Below are 18,484 nucleotides of genomic sequence, written 5' to 3'. Positions count from 1 at the left end.
CACCCTTTCATTTCTAGGTTTTTTATAAAAAATTGTTGTTCTCTTTATCGTTTGCCGTTTGTTTTTGCACACCAAGACGTTCGCGCATCGACACTTTTCCGTCAATGAAAATATCATAGGAATCATGAATAATTCGGTCGAGAATGGCTTCTGCCAAGGTGCCATCTCCCAGTTTCTCGTACCATCCATCAATATCAAATTGAGAACAAAAGATGTTGGATTGTTTTGCCTGACGTCTTGCGTTTATGATTTCAAGAAGGAGAGCTGCTTCTTCATTGGTTAAGGCGTGAAGCAGCCATTCATCAAGAATAAGAAGATCTACCTTTAGAAGCTTTCTCATGAGTTTGACATAGCTGTCATCCTGTTGATATTTTGCAAGTTTAAATTCCTCTAATAGATCAGGAAGCCGTGTGTAATGTACTTTGAAGAACTGTCGGCACGCCTGTACGCCAAATGCGGCGGCCATCCACGATTTCCCGGCTCCAGACACGCCTTTAAAGATAATATTTCGCCCATCCAGAATATAGCTTCCGCTGGCTAAACGCTGGAGTAAATCTTTGTCTAGTTTCCGGTCATCATAATACATGATCTCTTCGATTGAAGCCGGTTCAGGAAACGCTGCCTGTTTGAGAAGACGGTTGAGTTTATTACTTTTCCGGCGGGATTCTTCATGGTCAATTAAGATGCCGAATAATGTATCAAAATCCATCTCTTTATTTTCTGCCTTCGTGAAAAGAGATTCATAGGCTTCTGCCATCCCTGATAGTTTCAATGTTTTTAGTTTATCAATATTCTGCTGGTTCATTTGTTTTTCCCTCCAAAATAGGAAGCCCCACGTGTAAACGCATGCTTATTTTTGACGTTCTGTTGCTTCTGTGTGAAAGCTTTCTCTGCGTCTGCTTTTTTATTGTTCTTGATGAGCGTTTGAATACTTTTTACTGTAGGCCGATTCGTGATCTGGTGGACCATTTTACACGCACGTTCGATATCATAAACCGTGTAGGTGCGTTCCAATTTCTTTAAGGCAAAAACAGACTTCAGCGCTTGTTTTTCAACCCCGTAGCTCTCCAACAAGAACTTCACCACGGAAAGCGTATGTTCCCCAACATCTGTAGCCCAATCTAATGCATTTTGCGGCGTTTGTTCCACGTAATGCTTATGGTTATCCGGCATATGATCTTTCACAGTAGAATGTTGGCCGTATTTCCCATATAATGTTTGATGTGAGGCAATCCTCATGTGATCGAAATAGACTTCGATCACATGATCTGAGACTTTCACATCGACGTGCTTTCCGATGTATTCATAGGGAACGGAGTAGAACATGCTTTTCACAGAGATGTGATAATCAGGCTGCACCTTGGCGGTTCGCCACTCAGACATCTCGTAGGGTTTAACGGGAAGAGGAGTAAGGGCGAACTTCTCTTCTTCCATAAACGCTGACCAGCGAGAGCCTTCTTTTTTTGTGAAGGGCCGGTGGTTAAACTCCCCTAGCTTCTTTCGGATCTCTTGGTTCATTTCCTCCAACGTAAAACATTGGACATGCCTTAACGCAGCGATAATCCACGTCGACACCGTGTTCACCGAACTTTCCACACTCGGCTTATCTTTGGGTGAACGCACGCGTGCTGGCATGACCACGGAGTGATAGTGGCGGACCATTTCTTCATACGTCTTGTTTAACACCAGCTCTTTGGAGGTATGCTTGGTCACCCCTGTCCTTAAATTATCGGGCACAATAATTTGGGTGGTGCCTCCCATGTATTCAAACGCGTGTTGATGAAGCTTAATCCAAGAAGCTAAATCCATGGATAAAGAGCCCTCCACATAGGAAAGCTGAGAACACGGTAAAGCTGCCACAAATACATAGACTTTCACTTTTTCCCCGGTATCGGGATCAATGATAAATAGGGTAGAACCTGCCCAATCGACTTCTAACAATTCCCCTGGTTTCCGCTTAATTCTCATGGTCGCTTTATACTTCTGGGCAAAATTGTGGTAGTGTTCCGTAAAAGTCCGATAGGCATAGGGAATCTTCGCTTGGTCCCGGGCTTTCCTCACATATTCCTCATGAAGCAATGTCAAAGTGACATGGGGCTTGGCCAACTCCTCATGCAAATAATCAAAATCAATCATTTGCCGTCCAGAAGCTTCTAACTTTTTCTCTGGATATAGAAAATCTTCAATCCAAGCATCTGTCATTTCCTCATCGAGCGGACACTTCAACCCTCTTTTCTCCGCCAAGCGTATGACTTCCGTTACTTTTTGCCTTGAACGGCGGGTCATAGCTGCGATACTTCGTAAACTCCTTTCCTCGTCATGTAATTCCAGCATCTGTCGATATGGGAACATAAAAAACCTCCTGTATTCCTAATGTCATGCCGTTTGGCATGCCCATTAAGTATACAGGAGGTGGTGTATTGGTAAAGGCTTCCGCAATAAGTGGTAAATATCTCCGCACTTGGTGGTAAAAAAGATTGCAAGGGTGGTACAAACCGAATGCAATACTCACCTCCTTAGAATATAGCATTAAAGCGATATGAAGTTATGATTCAGGGGAGGCTCAACTTGTCCATCCGGCCGCCGTCTACTGTATAGATCTTTCCTGTGACAAACCCAGCCTCATCGGCGGCGAGAAAGGCCACGAGCGCTGCCACCTCTTCAGGGGAGCCTGTACGGGCCACAGGGTGAATGCGCCCGATGTCGCGTCGGAATGCTTCTGAATCAGGTGCGTTTTCGATGAAATCAAGGTTGAGATCGGTGTCGATCCAGCCGGGCGCCACCGCGTTGCAACGGATGCCTTCATAGCCATGGTCCACCGCTACCGAACGGGTCAGTCCGTGAAGTCCGGCCTTGGAGGCGCAGTAGGCCGCATGCCCTGGGTTGGCGGCCAATCCCTCAACCGAACCAGTATTGACGATGTTGCCTCGCGTCTTACGCAGGTAAGGCAGCGCCGCGCGGATCAGCAGGAAGGGAGCCGTCAGATTCAAGTTGAGATTACGTTGCCAATCCTCAAGGCTCAGTTCTTCAATCCCGGCTTCCATCATCATGCCCGCGTTGTTGATCAGCACATCGAGCCTACCTGTGCGAGCGATGACCTCTGCAACGATCCGCTCCGGTGTATGCGGATCGGAGAAATCTGCCGCGATCCAGTCAAATTCCTCATCCTCGCCACGCTGTGCGGTAATCACGGTCGCTCCTTCGTCGCTCAGCCGACGAGCGATAGCCCTGCCAATCCCCGAACGTCCGCCTGTCACCAGCGCCACTTTGTTTTCAAAACGCATTATTTGTTGTGTCATTATAATTTACCTCCTTATTCGATCTGACCCTTTTCCGGAAATCAAAAAAATGCAGAGCCCATTTCAAAAATTAGATATACCTTTGTTTAGTATACTAAGTTCAGGTGTTGCACAACAAGACGTCATGCAAGAATGCTCCCGCAAAAGTAAACGAAGTAACCGAGTGCTGTTTTCATGATGTCCTTTGCCATTGTTTTTGCATTTACCGGGCTATCATCAACGGCATTTGCAAATGACTCCTCTATTCAAAATGAAGAACGGTTTTATTTCACAACAGACGATAGTGTTGGATGAGCAAATATCAAATCCTAACCGTTCATTTGATGTAAATATTGAAGTTTAATACAACAATGCATCTCAGGCTTCTTTAGGTTCGTTTGTGTAACGCTGATACAAGAAATTGTACTCCATTTAAGGAGTTTAGTCCGCAAGCGGAACTGAAATTCTCGGTATGGCATCTGAAACATACTACGGTGACAATGAGTCACGAAGCTCTCAAGAGACATCTGGTAATGTAGTTTATAGAGGTGCAATTGGATATTAGCACGGGCACTGACTCGTGCTTTTTTCCCACAAAAACAATCCCCTGGCATCTGCCAAGGGATCATTGAAGGGGGACAACGGAGGATTACAATTAGTCACAATCAAAATAGAACTTGACTGTGCACTCTTGCTCGCGCTTGTGGTCGTCTTTTTTCTTGCATCCACAGTGATCGTGGCGCTTATTACATCCGCAATGATCGTGTTTGCTTCTTTCTTTTTCGCATTTACACTTGTATCGATCACCATCGAAGTTAACGCCAAAGACGAGTTCATCCCACTTATTATACATTTTCCATACCCCCTTTCTCAATGAGGCATACAATACTTTATGTAAGATCGTACATTGCTTGTAATGCATATACCTACTTGTACAAAAAACAAACGACTCTCCTGGTTCAAACGAGCACCGGCTCGTGTTAATCAGGAAATAAAAAAAGCACCCGAGTGGGGGTGCGATTATTCTTCGGTATGATTTGATTTGGATAAGCCTTGTTTTTTCTTCGAAAGCATTGGAAGGGTTATCAGGATATTTTTAGTAAAAAGCATCCCCATTAAAAGAGAAATGAACGATCAATATTTCATTTATGTTCTAATTTTGCTATAATCCACTCGCTAATTTTTTTAAATGAAGCAATACGTACAGGTGTGTTTCCCAAGAACACATTATTAAGCAATTCATCCATATCATTCATACGAATGGTTAACGCTTGTATGTGTGCCCAAACCGCGCCAGAAGGTGGCATTGGCTTGTTGTTTATAGCCCAAATCCCTTCTAGCATCGCCCAAATAGATGTACTCACTACATAGGATGCTTTAAATTCACCCTGCATCTTTTCCGCTGCTTTAATCTTGTAAAGTGAACTGCATAACCAATGGGAAATGCTTTTAACCTCTTTTTCGGATACGCAATAACCTTTAAATTTTTGTTGGGCGATTGTTTTTAATCGCACCAACACCCCTTTTTTATCAAACAATATTTTTCCATCTAGAAATAAGTATATTTCCATAGAATTTTTCTCTAAATTCAATTGCGCTTGTTTAAAATTCGCATATTTATATTCGATTAGGATATTTTCTTTTACTTCTGAATGAAATCTTTTAATATGTCCATTTTCTAAAAGAATATATAAATCTAAATCAGAATCTGGATATGCGTCTCCTCGTGCAACAGAACCAGTAACCATTAACCCAATTAATTTATCATCCGGGAAAGAGGCATTTAAAACTGTTTTTACTAAGTCTAAATCGTTGCATATTTAATGAAGGATAAATTATTATTCAAAGCTTTTCCCTCCGAAAGAGCTACAGCTATATATAATTAGGGATTGCTGAACAACTTGCAAATATAAACTGAAGCCGGGAGGCCGCTTCCATGGCTTCACTTTCCGCGGACGAACGATCAAGCCTCCTCGCACAAAACCGGCGCTGCGGGGTCTTGACGCATCCGTTTTTCCGTAGCAATCTCGCCATTGCAGCGTCATTCCTCCGTATGGTGCAAGGGTTTTCTGCTTTTAGGATAGATTTCCTTGCACCTAGTTTTGACAACATCAACGGAAAATGCTTATGTGCGAATCTTTTTCCGTTATTCAGCAGTCCCTAATTACTCAATGTGCACAACAAATTTTTCACTTGACTCAAATTTTATTTGTAGGAGATCCTATTAGCTTGATCTTCATTTCCTATTTGCTGAAATCATTAAGAACATGGGCCTCCGATTTTCATCTTCCATTTGGGGATTATTTTTTGACATTTCATCTGAAGGAAACGATTCTTTCACTGCTTTTATAATAAAATGGGTGTCAATAAGATTATTTATATAAGTTGAAATTGTACGATGGTATTTTGTAACATTTTCATTTAAGACCCCCATGCAGCTGACGCTGCACCAATAGAGGAATGAAAATGGTTTCTGTCGAATGTAGTCTATACGGCTGGCGAAGGTAGGTCGTCATTCTTTGGTGTTTCGAACCCGTCTTTAAGACTGATCACAACGACCCGGTGCACCGTAGATTGTTGCCATAGAGCACGGAGGGTAGATTAACCCATTTTGGTTGTTGCACCAGCCTTTCAATTACCTCAGCCGTAAGGGAGACTGGAATCATGAAGGTGATGTATGAGCGATGTTGTGGGCTTGATGTTCACAAGAAGTCAGTGACCGCTTGTCGGATGACCCCGGAAGGCAAGGATATACAAACGTTCAATACCATGACGGACGGGGTGATGGCTCTTGTCGACTGGATCAAAGAAGAGCAATGCACCCATGTTGCGATGGAGAGCACTGGGGTCTACTGGAAACCGATTTATAATCTGTTAGAGCTCGAAGACATTGAAGCAATTGTGGTGAATGCCCAGCACATCAAAGCGGTTCCCGGACGCAAAACCGATGTCAAAGATGCCGAGTGGTTGGCCGACCTTCTCAAGCATGGGCTGTTGCAAGGAAGTTATATTCCCACTCGCGAGCAACGAGAGCTTCGAGAGTTGGTACGGTACCGTCGAAGTCTGGTAGAAGAACGCACCCGGGAGGTGAATCGTCTTCAAAAAGTGTTGGAAGGAGCGAACATCAAGCTGTCTTCGGTCGCGTCCGATGTCCTTGGCAAATCCGGACGCATGATGTTGGAAGCCCTGGCCAACGGCCAGGAAGACCCCAAAGTTTTGGCGCAATTCGCCCAACGCCGACTCAAAAACAAAAAGGCCGAACTGGAACGCGCGTTAAAAGGCTTGATGGGCTCGCATCAACGGATGATGCTCCGCATGCAACTGGGGCATATTGACGATTTAAGTGAACGAATCGCCGAGATGGACAATGAAGTTCAGGAGCGGATGCGCCCTTTTGAGGAAGACCTGGCCCTTCTCGATACCATTCCCGGCGTCGGCCTGCGAACCGCAGAGGCGATCATCGCTGAAATCGGCAACGACATGAGTCGATTTCCATCGGCCGCTCATTTATGCTCATGGGCCGGGATCGCTCCAGGGAACCATGAAAGTGCGGGAAAACGAAAGTCAGGTAAAACCAGGAAGGGCAACAAAAAGTTAAAATCCGCCCTTACAGAAGCCGCCCGCGCCGTAGCAAGAACCAAAGACACCTATTTGTCTTCCCAATACCATCGAATTGCTGCACGCCGAGGGAAGAATCGAGGCGCCGTCGCCGTTGCCCATTCGATTTTGACGAGCGCTTACCATATGCTGCAACGGAGGGAACCTTATCGGGAATTGGGCCCCACCTATTTTGACGAGCGAAAGAAAGAAGTGGTCACTCGACAAGCAATCAAACGTTTAGAAGATCTAGGCTATGACGTGACTATCGAACCAACGGCTTAATTGCTCTCATCTCAAGGAGGTTTGTCATTAGGGGACGACCACCATAATAAAAAATTGGTAAATATTGGACTGTAAATAGGTCTTAGTTTCCTATTGCCTTTTTTATGCCAGTGTCATGATTTATTTTCAGGATAGAATGATGTTTCACGTACGCCTTCTTTTTGATAGTTATCAACTGGCCAATGCAGGCGATTCCTTTGGTCATCATAACACCATTCTTGTTCTCTTCGAGAAGTAAAAATTGGGTGTTCCACAGAAAAAACAAGGCTTCCTCCAGGCTTTAGGGAATCATAAACTTTTTCACAGATTGACTTAAACGACTTAATATAGTGAAAAGCAAGAGAACTGAATACCACGTCAAATGGAGAGTTTGAATAATCGATATCCTCAATTGGCGCTTTAATATACGAAATGAAGGGATCCTTTGTCATTTCACGAGCGCTTTGTATCATCTTTTCAGATATATCTACACCTATTACAGAGCACGCTTGCTGCTCACGGTCATATAAGCAATGCCAACCGAAACCGCAACCCAAATCGAGTACGTTTTTATCTTTCAGGTCTGGTATAAGTTCTTTTAATATATGCCATTCTCCAGCTCCTTCAAGTCCTTTAACTGATCGAGGCATTTGTTCGTACGCAGAAAAAAATTTTGGATTATCATATTTGTTTTGTTTTATCGTCAATACATCTCCTGTTACCTTATTCATTTAATGGTCCTTTAACGAAACAAATAATAGTGATCGAACCATCAAACTTTATTTTAACACAAAAAGCTAGCCGCACTCTTTAAAAGAATGCGGCTAGCTCGGAAAACCAATTTTCAACACAAAATGTTAGTTTTTCGCTCTTAAAGGCTAAGGAGAATAGCTTAAAACCCTCGTATGAAGGGATTCAGGCGGGCATTACAACATGCCGCCCTTAACTCCACGCATTTTTCATCGAATAAATGCTACATAAAATTATCCTCGCTTAAGCAATTCCATTTTATTATTAGTCACTTTAAATAATCAACACTTACTCAAATAATAAAAAAAGGTATGTCATTTGCTTTTTTGTATGCCATTAAAATTATCTTGTTTCCGTCCCTTGATTAAAAACAGGTGTTCCTATATAATATAACAAGAACACACATTCTTGGGGGTTATACAAGGAGTAAGCAAACGTTTATCGCAAATCCGAAGCATACAGAATCAGAGTGGAGATTGATTGCAAACACCGTTTCCATGGCAACAAAAATGCCAAATATTCTCGAAGTTAAATATTATATGAACAGCGATGTGCACACAGTCTAATTAAGAAACACCGAACCGATAACCCTTTTAAGATTGCAGAACAAAAACATATTGTGATCCTGTACGAGGAGTTGGGATCCACTCTTGGTTATTTTCACACTTCCAGGCGGATTCGTTTTATTCACATAAATAATAAATTGAACGAGAGCATGCAAAGGTTTGTTTGTGCTCACGAACTTGGGCATTCCGTGTTACATCCGGACGTGAACACTCCTTTTTTAAAGAAAAATACTTTTTTCTCAATGGATAAGATTGAAACGGAGGCCAACGCTTTCGCTGCTAAACTACTATTACAGGACGATATAATCTATAATTATCAAGATACAAATATGACAATCCAAGAATTAGGCAGCATTTATGGTGTTCCTGAAGAAGTGACGCATCTGAAAAGGATTAGTGATTAATTTTTTTATCTTTTAATGGAAATAGTTTCTGTGTATTACTGCAAAAGCTTTAGTTTGTATAGTATTATTTCACTTGTAATTAATTATAGGGGGTTAATATTATGAGTGAAGAAATAGTAAAGAAACCGTTCTATAAACGATGGTGGTTTTTCGTCATCATCGGTATTCTGATAATTGGTGCTATTGGTAACGAAGATGAAGAATCAGCTTCCCAAGAGGAAGAAAACGAAGAAGAAGTGAACGCCGAAGCATTAGAAGATGAAGATGAAAGCGAAGAATACGACTTGATATCCAATGATCCGCTAGACATAGCAGAAGAAATCCTTGGCGACGATTATAAAGATGGTTCTTCGGATGACGGGGGAACATCGGTTAAAATTGATTACGGTGACCCTTTCTTCAGTGGACAACGAGGGTTTGAGCGAGATATTGAAAATATCTTAGAACAATATCATCATTTAGATGAAACTCCTGATTCTGCATTTTACTTGTTAGATGATAACGAAGACATAGTTTTCAGTTATGAGTTTGCAGCAGAAGATGTTGAGGAAATGGATGAAGACGAAGGAATAGATGATATTCAGTCATTCGCCGCTACTTATTATGAGCGTGAGGAAGAAGGCGAGGACGACGAAGATTCTGTGGAAGAACCAATTGACCTCACCATCGAATCAGATGAATCTATTTTTTTCATGAGTTTTTCAGTAGAAGCTGATGAGGTTCACGTATACGAAGAAGACGATCAATTGTTAATGGATTTTCGTTTTTACTGGACGAACAACCTACTTTCCGACGAAAATGACGAAGCCACATTTTTGATGGCAAGCGGTATAGATGTACACCAGAGTGGTGAACTTTTAGATGAAGTGGCGGGAGGATACTCCGATACTAACTCCAATGTATACAGAGAAGTACCTTCTGGAGGAGCAAGAGCCACCGTTGATTCAACTTACGAGCTAAAAAATGTCGAAGATGTAGTAGAAATCTCGTTCATCCCTCGCAGCGAATACGATGAAAACCAAGGGTTTATAATTGACATAGAAGATGAGACTATTACTACAAATGATTGATGGAAATAGTTTCTGCGTATTACTACAAAAGTTTGTTTATATATAGTATCATGTAAATTGTAATTATATTTAGGGGGTTAAATGTATGAGAAAATACTTAGTTGCATTAGGAATTGGATCATTGTTAGTTTTATCAGCTTGTGGCGAAGGTGAAAACGGAAACGGCGCTGAGGAAGCAGATGCCGAAGATACTGACGAGGGCGAAGAAAGTGAAGACGAGAATGGCGATGAAGAAGATGAAGATGAAGATGAAGATGAGGATATTGATGACCTAGATCAAACTTTCAGTGTAGGGGAAACCGTTGACATAGACGGCTACATGATCGAAGTTACAAGCGTAGATGAAGTAGAAGGCGAAGAATTTGAATCGCCAGCAGACGGAAATGTTTTTACAGCCGTCGAATTGCAATTGGAAAACGAGAGCGATGAAAATGTTTCCTACAATCCTCTTGATTTTTCGGTGCAAGATGGTAGTGGTAATATCGAAGGTACAACTATAGTGACTTCTGACGATGAGTTAAGTTCTGGGGAGTTGGCCCCTGACGGAGAAACAAGCGGAACCGTAACTTTCGAAACGCCAGAAGATGATGACGAACTTATTCTTATTTATGAGGAAAACCTCTTTACAGATGATACGGTTGAGATTAGTTTAGAAGATTAAAGACGCACACAGCCCTTTCATTAGGGCTTTTCTTTCAAGTGATTATCGAACATGAGTTTCAATTAACAACCAGCAATGCTGCAATTAGAATCAAAAATAATCTTGGAAGGAGCGATATAAAATGGCATCGTACAGGAAGCGAGGTAAGACCTGGTATTACCAAATTGCGTACCGCAACCCGGTAACAGGCGATCGTGAGTACATTACGAAAGGAGAGTTTAAGCGCAAGAAAGAGGCAGAGTTGGCGGTGGCAGATGTTGAAAAAACATTGGATGAAGATACGTATATTAAAGAATCCGACATCAGTTTTGCTGACTTTGCGGATGAATAGCTTAATCATTATGCGTCAACCGGAGCGCAAAATGAACTTATCAACATCGTTGGGTCGGACTACTACAATAAAGGCTACATTTTCGGTAAGGTCGAAAAAGAATATGGATACCCGGTATTGATCAAGACAGTTGAGCGTCGCATGAAGCGCCTAATGAAGAAAGCCGGACTGAATGAAAGCCTAACGTCCCACTCATTAAAGCACACCCATACATCGCTTTTAACAGAGGCTGGTGTGCATCTCGATGAAATAATGGACAGGCTTGGTCACAAAGACGACGATACAACAAGAAGTGTATATTTGCATGTCACAAAATCACGTAAAAAAGAAGCCGCTGATAAGTTCAGCGACCTCATGAAACGAACACAAAATTAATCTTTTGAAGAAAAAGTATGCCAAAAATATGCCATTTGGCTACTTTTCACGGAGTTTAAAGGGTGTATGGTGCGGTGTATCAAGGTTTTGAAAACCTCGTTACATCATGCCGCCCATTCCCCCCATTCCTCCCATGCCGCCCATGTCTGGGGCGCCACCGCCACCGTCGTCTTCTTCGGGACGGTCAGCTACAACCGCTTCGGTTGTGAGGAACATTGCAGAAACGGATGCTGCGTTTTGGATGGCATAACGGGTCACTTTTGTCGGATCGACGATACCGGCGTCCACCATGTTTACCCATTCGCCTGTTGCCGCGTTGAAGCCGGTGCCTACATCTTCGCCTTTGAGACGTTCAACAACGACTGAGCCTTCCAGTCCGGCATTGGTAGCAATCTGACGGACAGGCTCTTCAAGCGCACGCAACACGATGCTTACACCGGTTGCTTCATCGCCTGAAGCATCCACGGCTTTCACAGCCTTGTAAACGTTAACGTAGGCAGTGCCGCCGCCGGATACAATGCCTTCTTCCACGGCAGCGCGCGTGGAGTTGAGAGCGTCCTCGATGCGAAGTTTGCGCTCTTTCATTTCCGTTTCGGAAGCAGCGCCGACTTTCATGACAGCTACACCGCCGGCAAGCTTAGCCAAACGCTCTTGAAGTTTTTCACGATCAAAATCAGATGTGGTTTCTTCAATTTGCGATTTGATCTGGTTGATGCGTCCGGTGAGTTGTTGCGCTTCGCCTGCACCTTCGACAACGGTCGTGTTATCTTTGGTAATAACAACTTTTCCGGCGCGTCCGAGCTGATCAATCGTTGATGATTTCAAGTCGTGTCCAAGGTCTTCCGTAAGGACTGTTCCACCGGTGAGGATGGCCAGATCTTCGAGCATTGCTTTTCGGCGGTCGCCGAATCCCGGTGCTTTTACGGCAACGGCATTGAACGTTCCGCGAAGTTTGTTCAATACAAGTGTCGCGAGTGCTTCCCCTTCTACGTCTTCAGCAACGATAAGGATCGGCTTGTTTTGCTGCACGACTTGCTCGAGCAATGGCAATACTTCTTGGATGTTTGTGATTTTCTTGTCTGTAATCAAGATGTAAGGGTCATCGAGACTCGCTTCCATCGTGTCATTGTCGGTCACCATGTAAGGAGACGCGTACCCACGATCAAACTGCATCCCTTCCACGACCTCTAGCTCCGTGTCAAGACCTCTCGATTCTTCAACCGTGATCACGCCGTCGTTTCCGACACGTCCCATTGCTTCCGCAATAAATTCACCGACTTCTTCGTCGTTCGCAGAGACGGAACCGACTTGTTTAATAGACTCACGGCCTTCGACTTCGCGGGAGATGCTTTGAAGCTCTTTGATCGCAGCTGTCGTTGCTTTCTCAATCCCGCGGCGTAATCCTACCGGACTAGCACCGGATGTCACGTTCTTAAGCCCTTCTTGAATCATCGCTTGCGCTAAAACTGTGGCGGTTGTCGTACCGTCACCAGCAATGTCATTTGTCTTGTTGGCAACTTCGGATACGAGTTGCGCACCCATATTTTCAAAGTTGTCCTCAAGTTCAATTTCTTTGGCAATCGTTACACCATCATTGGCAATAAGCGGAGAACCGAATTTCTTTTCAAGAACGACGTTCCGTCCTTTTGGTCCCAATGTTACTTTTACGGCGTTAGCGAGCTCGTCTACCCCACGTAGCAAGGCACGGCGGGCATCTTCGCTAAAACGAATATCTTTCGCCATCGTTTATTCCCTCCTGTTTTGGAAAATATGTAGGCAGCCGGCCTACGAAACGTCTTTACCCAACAACCGCGAGTACATCACTTTCTCGCAAAATCAGGTATTCTTTTTCGTTGTATTTCACTTCCGTTCCCGCGTATTTGGAGAAAATGATTACGTCGCCTTCGTTCACTTCCGGAGCAACTCTTTCGCCATTCTCCGTCACGCGTCCATTTCCGACAGCAATGACTTTTCCTTCTTGCGGTTTCTCCTGTGCGGAATCAGGAAGTACAATGCCACTTGCCGTTTGTTCTTCTTGTTCCACTTGCTCGATGACAATTCGGTCACCTAATGGCTTCAACAAGGAAAACACCCTCCTTTAAAATGGAAATGTGAAGTGTCGTTTTGCGGGTTGCAAAAACGAAACTTACGTTTCTAGTCTATTGTTAGCACTCTTTATGTTTGAGTGCTAACACCACTTACAATAATAAAAGGTTCATGCGTCTTTTGCAAGCCCCACGGAAAATTTTTTTGCTTTTTTATGCGATGACAAGATATTGAATTCTCTGCGCATACCGTTCTGCTGTGATACAATGTGTGAAGTCATTGTTAGAAAACTTGGCTTTTCACCAAACTTATGTAGGTAAGAAAGTGGATTTATACTTTCTTACCTACTAAAAAAATAAAAGGAGTCGTGCTTTTTGAGTTTACGATACTGGTTTGTGATCATTACATTTGTGGTCGTCGCGCAACTATTTAGCGCCGTTTTGGCCATTCCGCTGTACGCGCTCGGATTCGAATTTGGTGATGTTATCACCATTTCGACGATTTCAAGTTTTTCCCTCGGGTTACTCATCATTTGGCTTTTAATCCGTAAAGAGAGGGACCCGGTGCGCGGAAACGAACCGCCGATGCACCTCGGTTGGTCGTTATTATTGGGCTTTGGCGGATTAATCGCTGCGCTTTTCGCGCAAAATATTGCTTTTCAAATTCAACAATTGTTATATGACGCTCCGGTCGAGTCGGAAAACACGCAAATGTTGCTCGATATTATGAATGAAAACATTTGGCTCCTCCTAGCCGTTGTCATTGTTGGTCCGATTCTTGAAGAGCTCGTTTTCCGACAAGCAATCTTTGGGCATCTTTACAAAAAAATGAATTTCTTTTGGGCAGCATTGATTAGTTCCTTGATTTTCTCTGCCATCCATTTGGATTTTACGCATATCCTCGTCTATGCAGCCGTCGGCTTCATATTCGCGGGTCTGTATGTGTGGAGCAAACGAATTATCGTTCCCATCATTGCCCACGTGCTCATGAATGCTTTTGCGTCTCTGCCGATCCTTCTCGATATCGACATGGAGGACTTGGAAGAGATAGAAGAAAACCTTCAGTTTATCTTCGGCATCTTGGGAGCATGGATGTGATGCGCTCACCGGGTTTCTTAAGCTTTGTCTATGTTGCCATCGGAACGTTATTTGTTCTTTTCGCGGTTCTCCTAGTGCAGCTGGAAGGATGGGGCTTCCTTCCAATTTTGCTTCTTGGGTTAGCCGCCCTTGATTATCTCATTGCTTGGCACTTTATAAAAAAAACAGGCAAAAGCCCTAACGATAAGTGACACCTTCCCGGCACTAAAGGACCGAACTTCCATGTGTAATACGCCTGAGGAGGGCATATACCGTACAAGGGATGTGCCCTTTTGGAGGTCTTACGCGAGTCATAGGGTAACCCCTACGGCAGTTTCACTGCATAGACACTCAGTCTATCGGAAAGGCGTTTTTAAACCGTCAAGATCATGTTTTTGTTGCTATAATGTTCGTAGCGGTTTATGTCCGTCTCCGTAGCATTATATCTGTATTTTGAGAAAATTTATACTGGAGGCGCGATCAACCATCTATCGCACCTCTTTTGGGAATGTTTCCACACAAGGAACATCCCTCATCGAAAGTGATTGCTTCATTATGAACTGGTTCGATAGATTAATCGACGTAACAAAGCATCTACCGGCCCGCGTATTCCCTTGCGCTCCAAAACTGCAGCCAAAATAAGACTTATGATCCAAACAATCACGGCGACCACAAATGCTCCGGGGCTATTTAATACCCGCCCCATACCGAATGCCACCGGTGACATAATGATAACCAACATGGTTTCATTGAATACATAAAAGGTGAGCGATCGTTTCCCCAAAGCGACCAATGAACGGGTAAAGTGACCCGTTCGACTAGCAATCGGACCGATGAGCCCAAACACTGCCAGATACCCAAAGCCGCCAGCAAGTCCGCTTAACATTTGAAGGGCAGTGGCTAATCCAACCATTATTGGCCGCGGCTCCCACCATTGAATACCGATCATAGCGAGCGGAAGGGCACCCATCACCGAGAACGAAATCCCAATGATCGCGATGCGTATCAAAAGTTGGCGATGAGATGTACCATTTAACAAATTCTTGCGTGCCGCCCATATTCCAACAAGGATAGGGAGAAGTATCGGGTGCATGAAAAGATGAGCTATGATCCTAAATGGAAATCTAATCAAATTAACCAGCATAGCCTCTAAATATGAATCCGGGTTCGTTCTATCTATGTTCATTCCATATCCGTACGCGACTCCAATCCACACGACAGGAATAAGGATGAGAGAAAATAAGAGGACAAGCAGGATAGTTTTTAGAAGAATACTATCTCGGCAGAATAATACCCAGCCGATGAGCAGCCCGGCGAATCCATAAAACGCCAAAATATCAATTCCGCCGATAAATACAAGATGAATAAAACCAAACAGTAGGAGGAACAGGGATCTCCGCCATAATAATCGCCTGGATTCTGTCTCTAACGTACCAGCAGAAAGCTGTCGTCTAACCATCATAGCCATCCCGTAACCAAACAATGCCGCAAACATAGGGACTGCTCTATTATCCACAAATAGAGCACTAACGAAGTTAATGCCTTCGCTGAGGGGACCCCCGTCTTCCGGACGGCCTAATAAATTTGTCTCCGTGATATCGAGCCACAATGGGGCATGGGCCAAAGCTATCATTAACAGCATAAACCCTCGAGCTAAGTCCGGGGCAAGCGAACGCTCATTATTCGAAACAGAACCACGAGCGAGTGAGGGGTTGCCGTCCGTTTCCTTTGTATGATTTTTATTCATCATTTTATGACTACCTCTAAAATAATCTCTTGTCGATCAGGCAACAATAATAACCATCAAAACGACTAACATTAATTCTCAAAAGGCACGTCCCTTTTTTAAGGGTGCCGTACATAGCTGAAGCGGACCTCGTTAACCATGGCTATCTTATCAATGCATGAACAATTCGTATATCCATTGCGTCTTTTTTTGACTTCCTATTTAGACTTTCCCATGAGATTGACATTCATCTGAAATATATTTCAGATGGTTGGGATCATGTAGAGGACTAAATCCTACAGCGCCCTTTGAAGAAACGATTTGCAGTCCAAGTAAATTTGGCAAGCTTTCCGCTTTACACATTGGCGAAACGGTGTACAAGATTTCTTTGTCTAGATTATATATCAGGCGCGTTTATTATCCAAATTTATCCAATAAAAAACTTAAAACGCTTCGTGAAGCCCTATTAAGGATGAAAACGATGTTAAACATACCGTGTTTTATTATTTGTGGACTAGTTTAGCGTTCAGCTACCATTATGAGTCCCCAAAACCCGATCCTGAGGACTCATTTGATACTAAGCATTGGTTTCTCGTTTCATACCGAAAGGTATTTCTATCATTAGAAACTTCCGATAGATAACATTGGCACTAAGATGCATTGGATTGCTACGTAATCGAACATAGAACACCCATGTGAAGGTATTTTAAGGTAAATCAACGCGCCTGATTATATATACATGTGTTCCAAATAGGCACTTTTGTTGAAAAGAAATTGCTCTGTGTGTAAGATAGTAAAGTTGCCTCATCAAATTTAATTTATAGAAAGAGAGGAGACGATCAAATGAGCGCTTCCACTAGCTCGACCTGGGATTTACCTATAGGTCAAAAAGTAGCCATGATTGCCTCTCTTTTGACTGGCGCGTTCATGGGCATCATTAACGAAACATTACTGGCAACCGCGTTACCGACCATTCAAGCCTCTTTTGATATCACGCAAAGCAGCGTGCAATGGTTAACGACGGCCTTTCTGATGACGAATGGGATTATGATTCCTATCTCAGCTTATTTAATCGAACGGTTCTCCACACGAGCGTTATTCTTAACCGCGATTTCGCTGTTTGGCGCAGGTACTTTCATTGCCGCGATCGCGCCCGCTTTCTCTATTCTTTTGTTAGGCAGGATTGTTCAGGCTTCCGGCTCGGGCATTATGCTCCCGTTGCTAATGACCGTGCTGCTTGCCATCATCCCTGTAGAACGAAGAGGAACCGCGATGGGGCTCATGGGTATTGTGATTTCCTTTGGGCCGGCGATTGGGCCAACGCTTTCCGGTTGGCTCTTAGAACATTTTCAATGGCGTGCTCTGTTTATTACCGTTTTACCCATCGTCTTAATTACGATGACTATGGCTTCCATATTTTTGAAAAATGTCACCGAACTGGGCAAACCGAAGCTAGATGTCCCATCTATCATTCTCTCTTCATTCGGGTTCGGCGCGTTCCTTTATGGGTTCAGCACGGCATCTGAAAGTGGTTGGAACAGCCCCAGTGTACTTCTTTGCATTGTGGGCGGCGCTGTCATTATTGGTCTGTTTATTTTAAGGCAATTTCGCTTACGTTCACCGATGCTTGAATTCCGCGTATTTAAATTTCATATCTTCGCACTCGCGATTACGATTACAATGGCAGTGCTTATTTCATTAATCGGGGCGGAAACGCTGCTTCCTTTGTATATGCAAAATGTACTCGGCTTTTCTCCTCTTGAATCAGGCTTGATGCTCCTTCCCGGAGCGATTGTGATCGGGATTATGTCACCGATAACCGGACGCCTGTTTGATAAGTTCGGAGCAAAGTGGCTTGCCATCATCGGGCTTTCTATTGTAACCGTAACGACGTTCCTATTTACGGATTTATCATTAGAAACGTCCTTCACCTTTTTAACAATCGTGTATGCGATTCGAATGTTCGGACTCTCTTTTGCGCTTATGCCTGTGATGACCTCGGCTTTGAACCAGTTGCCCGTCAAATGGTACGCCCACGGGTCAGCAATGGCGAACACGATGCAACAAATCTCCGCATCTATTGGTACAGCCATTCTCGTCACACTCGTCAGTGTGGGTGCGCAACAGTATCGACCCGAGAGTTCTGTCACTGAAAGTTTGATCCCGCAATTGGCTCAAATTGAAGGCTTTGAATGGGCGTTTATGGGGAGTACCATTCTTGCGTTTATTGCTTTCTTGCTCTCATTATTCCTCCGTTCGCCGAAACAGGAAAAAGCCATGACCGCGAATGTACAAAACGAAGCACCGACCAATTAATTTTGGGGTGCTTTGACCGAAACT

Annotated in this window: 16 protein-coding genes and 3 pseudogenes; 9 read left to right on the top strand and 10 right to left on the bottom strand. The window is 43.6% G+C overall.

The genetic code is table 11. From position 1 onward, the window contains the following. Window positions 1-22 precede the first annotated feature (22 nt). From istB to HUG15_RS22875, 6 genes and pseudogenes are all read right to left on the bottom strand, one after another. Window positions 23-805 carry an IS21-like element helper ATPase IstB gene (gene istB / locus HUG15_RS06415; protein WP_200123700.1) on the bottom strand — a complete coding sequence of 261 codons (783 nt, stop codon included), beginning with the start codon at window positions 803-805 and terminating at the stop codon, window positions 23-25. Beyond that, complete coding sequence (istA, locus tag HUG15_RS06410; protein ID WP_200123701.1) at window positions 802-2,352, bottom strand: IS21 family transposase; 1,551 nt, start codon at window positions 2,350-2,352, stop codon at window positions 802-804. The genes istB and istA overlap by 4 nt, the downstream gene beginning before the upstream one ends. A gap of 200 nt (window positions 2,353-2,552) precedes the next feature. Further along, entirely contained in the window at window positions 2,553-3,299 is a 747-nt protein-coding gene (locus tag HUG15_RS06405; protein WP_246516518.1) for an SDR family NAD(P)-dependent oxidoreductase, read from the bottom strand. A 540-nt stretch (window positions 3,300-3,839) separates the two neighbouring features. Beyond that, window positions 3,840-4,103 (bottom strand): hypothetical protein, encoded by a 264-nt coding sequence (locus tag HUG15_RS06400; RefSeq protein WP_211202355.1) that lies wholly within the window; start codon window positions 4,101-4,103, stop codon window positions 3,840-3,842. 317 nt (window positions 4,104-4,420) lie between these two features. Then, window positions 4,421-5,124, bottom strand: a pseudogene (locus tag HUG15_RS06395) (nucleotidyltransferase domain-containing protein). A gap of 390 nt (window positions 5,125-5,514) precedes the next feature. Further along, a pseudogene (locus HUG15_RS22875) lies at window positions 5,515-5,703 on the bottom strand (class I SAM-dependent methyltransferase); the annotation flags it as partial. Between the two features lie 239 nt (window positions 5,704-5,942). On the opposite strand from HUG15_RS22875, the gene HUG15_RS06390 reads away from it, so the two are divergent. Further along, on the top strand, window positions 5,943-7,160 hold the full coding sequence (locus HUG15_RS06390) for an IS110 family RNA-guided transposase (RefSeq protein WP_200127876.1): 1,218 nt from the start codon (window positions 5,943-5,945) through the stop codon (window positions 7,158-7,160). A 122-nt stretch (window positions 7,161-7,282) separates the two neighbouring features. Here the strand turns inward: HUG15_RS06390 and HUG15_RS06385 are convergent. Further along, window positions 7,283-7,840 (bottom strand): annotated as a pseudogene (locus HUG15_RS06385) (class I SAM-dependent methyltransferase); the annotation flags it as partial. Window positions 7,841-8,508: 668 nt separating this feature from the next. On the opposite strand from HUG15_RS06385, the gene HUG15_RS06380 reads away from it, so the two are divergent. From HUG15_RS06380 to HUG15_RS22865, 5 genes are all read left to right on the top strand, one after another. Next, window positions 8,509-8,859, top strand: coding sequence for an ImmA/IrrE family metallo-endopeptidase (locus tag HUG15_RS06380; RefSeq protein WP_425504030.1), 351 nt, complete (start codon window positions 8,509-8,511; stop codon window positions 8,857-8,859). A 101-nt stretch (window positions 8,860-8,960) separates the two neighbouring features. Continuing rightward, window positions 8,961-9,929, top strand: a complete 969-nt coding sequence (locus tag HUG15_RS06375) for a DUF4352 domain-containing protein (protein ID WP_200127874.1) — start codon at window positions 8,961-8,963, stop codon at window positions 9,927-9,929. An 85-nt stretch (window positions 9,930-10,014) separates the two neighbouring features. Next, the gene (locus HUG15_RS06370; protein WP_200127872.1) at window positions 10,015-10,590 is read left to right on the top strand and encodes a DUF4352 domain-containing protein; all 576 of its coding nucleotides are present in this window, start codon (window positions 10,015-10,017) and stop codon (window positions 10,588-10,590) included. 121 nt (window positions 10,591-10,711) lie between these two features. Next, a complete protein-coding gene (locus HUG15_RS22870; protein ID WP_246516517.1) occupies window positions 10,712-10,921 on the top strand; it encodes an Arm DNA-binding domain-containing protein in 210 nt (69 codons plus the stop codon). A gap of 117 nt (window positions 10,922-11,038) precedes the next feature. Continuing rightward, window positions 11,039-11,296 (top strand): tyrosine-type recombinase/integrase, encoded by a 258-nt coding sequence (locus tag HUG15_RS22865; protein WP_246516516.1) that lies wholly within the window; start codon window positions 11,039-11,041, stop codon window positions 11,294-11,296. Between the two features lie 99 nt (window positions 11,297-11,395). Here the strand turns inward: HUG15_RS22865 and groL are convergent, their stop codons facing one another. Next, window positions 11,396-13,039, bottom strand: coding sequence for a chaperonin GroEL (gene groL, locus HUG15_RS06360; RefSeq protein ID WP_200127870.1), 1,644 nt, complete (start codon window positions 13,037-13,039; stop codon window positions 11,396-11,398). A 55-nt stretch (window positions 13,040-13,094) separates the two neighbouring features. Then, a complete protein-coding gene (gene groES / locus HUG15_RS06355) occupies window positions 13,095-13,379 on the bottom strand; it encodes a co-chaperone GroES (RefSeq protein WP_200127868.1) in 285 nt (94 codons plus the stop codon). A gap of 337 nt (window positions 13,380-13,716) precedes the next feature. Here groES and HUG15_RS06350 point away from each other — a divergent pair, with 337 nt between their 5' ends. Next, window positions 13,717-14,439: a CPBP family intramembrane glutamic endopeptidase gene (locus HUG15_RS06350; RefSeq protein WP_200127866.1), complete on the top strand. Its 723-nt coding sequence runs from the start codon at window positions 13,717-13,719 to the stop codon at window positions 14,437-14,439. Next, window positions 14,439-14,630 carry a DUF4305 domain-containing protein gene (locus HUG15_RS06345; protein ID WP_246516515.1) on the top strand — a complete coding sequence of 64 codons (192 nt, stop codon included), beginning with the start codon at window positions 14,439-14,441 and terminating at the stop codon, window positions 14,628-14,630. The genes HUG15_RS06350 and HUG15_RS06345 overlap by 1 nt, the downstream gene beginning before the upstream one ends. A gap of 341 nt (window positions 14,631-14,971) precedes the next feature. Here the strand turns inward: HUG15_RS06345 and HUG15_RS06340 are convergent, their stop codons facing one another. After that, complete coding sequence (locus HUG15_RS06340; RefSeq protein WP_211202354.1) at window positions 14,972-16,168, bottom strand: DUF418 domain-containing protein; 1,197 nt, start codon at window positions 16,166-16,168, stop codon at window positions 14,972-14,974. Between the two features lie 819 nt (window positions 16,169-16,987). Here HUG15_RS06340 and HUG15_RS06335 point away from each other — a divergent pair. Next, entirely contained in the window at window positions 16,988-18,460 is a 1,473-nt protein-coding gene (locus HUG15_RS06335) for an MDR family MFS transporter (protein ID WP_200127862.1), read from the top strand. The last annotated feature ends 24 nt before the right edge of the window (window positions 18,461-18,484 follow it).

It is taken from the genome of Salicibibacter cibarius (genome assembly GCF_016495725.1).
Lineage (GTDB): Bacteria > Bacillota > Bacilli > Bacillales > Marinococcaceae > Salicibibacter > Salicibibacter cibarius.
Note: the sequence above shows the minus strand (reverse complement) of the source record. Positions and strands in the feature narration are given on the sequence as shown.

Bases quoted from the DNA above. Each gene is read 5' to 3' on its own strand.
- HUG15_RS06340 (WP_211202354.1), bottom strand. From the start codon at position 16,168: ATGATGAATAAAAATCATACAAAGGAAACGGACGGCAACCCCTCACTC.
- HUG15_RS06370 (WP_200127872.1), top strand. From the start codon at position 10,015: ATGAGAAAATACTTAGTTGCATTAGGAATTGGATCATTGTTAGTTTTA.
- HUG15_RS06405 (WP_246516518.1), bottom strand. From the start codon at position 3,299: ATGACACAACAAATAATGCGTTTTGAAAACAAAGTGGCGCTGGTGACA.
- HUG15_RS06390 (WP_200127876.1), top strand. From the start codon at position 5,943: ATGAAGGTGATGTATGAGCGATGTTGTGGGCTTGATGTTCACAAGAAG.
- HUG15_RS06335 (WP_200127862.1), top strand. From the start codon at position 16,988: ATGAGCGCTTCCACTAGCTCGACCTGGGATTTACCTATAGGTCAAAAA.
- HUG15_RS06375 (WP_200127874.1), top strand. From the start codon at position 8,961: ATGAGTGAAGAAATAGTAAAGAAACCGTTCTATAAACGATGGTGGTTT.
- istA (WP_200123701.1), bottom strand. From the start codon at position 2,352: ATGTTCCCATATCGACAGATGCTGGAATTACATGACGAGGAAAGGAGT.
- groL (WP_200127870.1), bottom strand. From the start codon at position 13,039: ATGGCGAAAGATATTCGTTTTAGCGAAGATGCCCGCCGTGCCTTGCTA.
- istB (WP_200123700.1), bottom strand. From the start codon at position 805: ATGAACCAGCAGAATATTGATAAACTAAAAACATTGAAACTATCAGGG.
- HUG15_RS06345 (WP_246516515.1), top strand. From the start codon at position 14,439: ATGCGCTCACCGGGTTTCTTAAGCTTTGTCTATGTTGCCATCGGAACG.
- HUG15_RS22870 (WP_246516517.1), top strand. From the start codon at position 10,712: ATGGCATCGTACAGGAAGCGAGGTAAGACCTGGTATTACCAAATTGCG.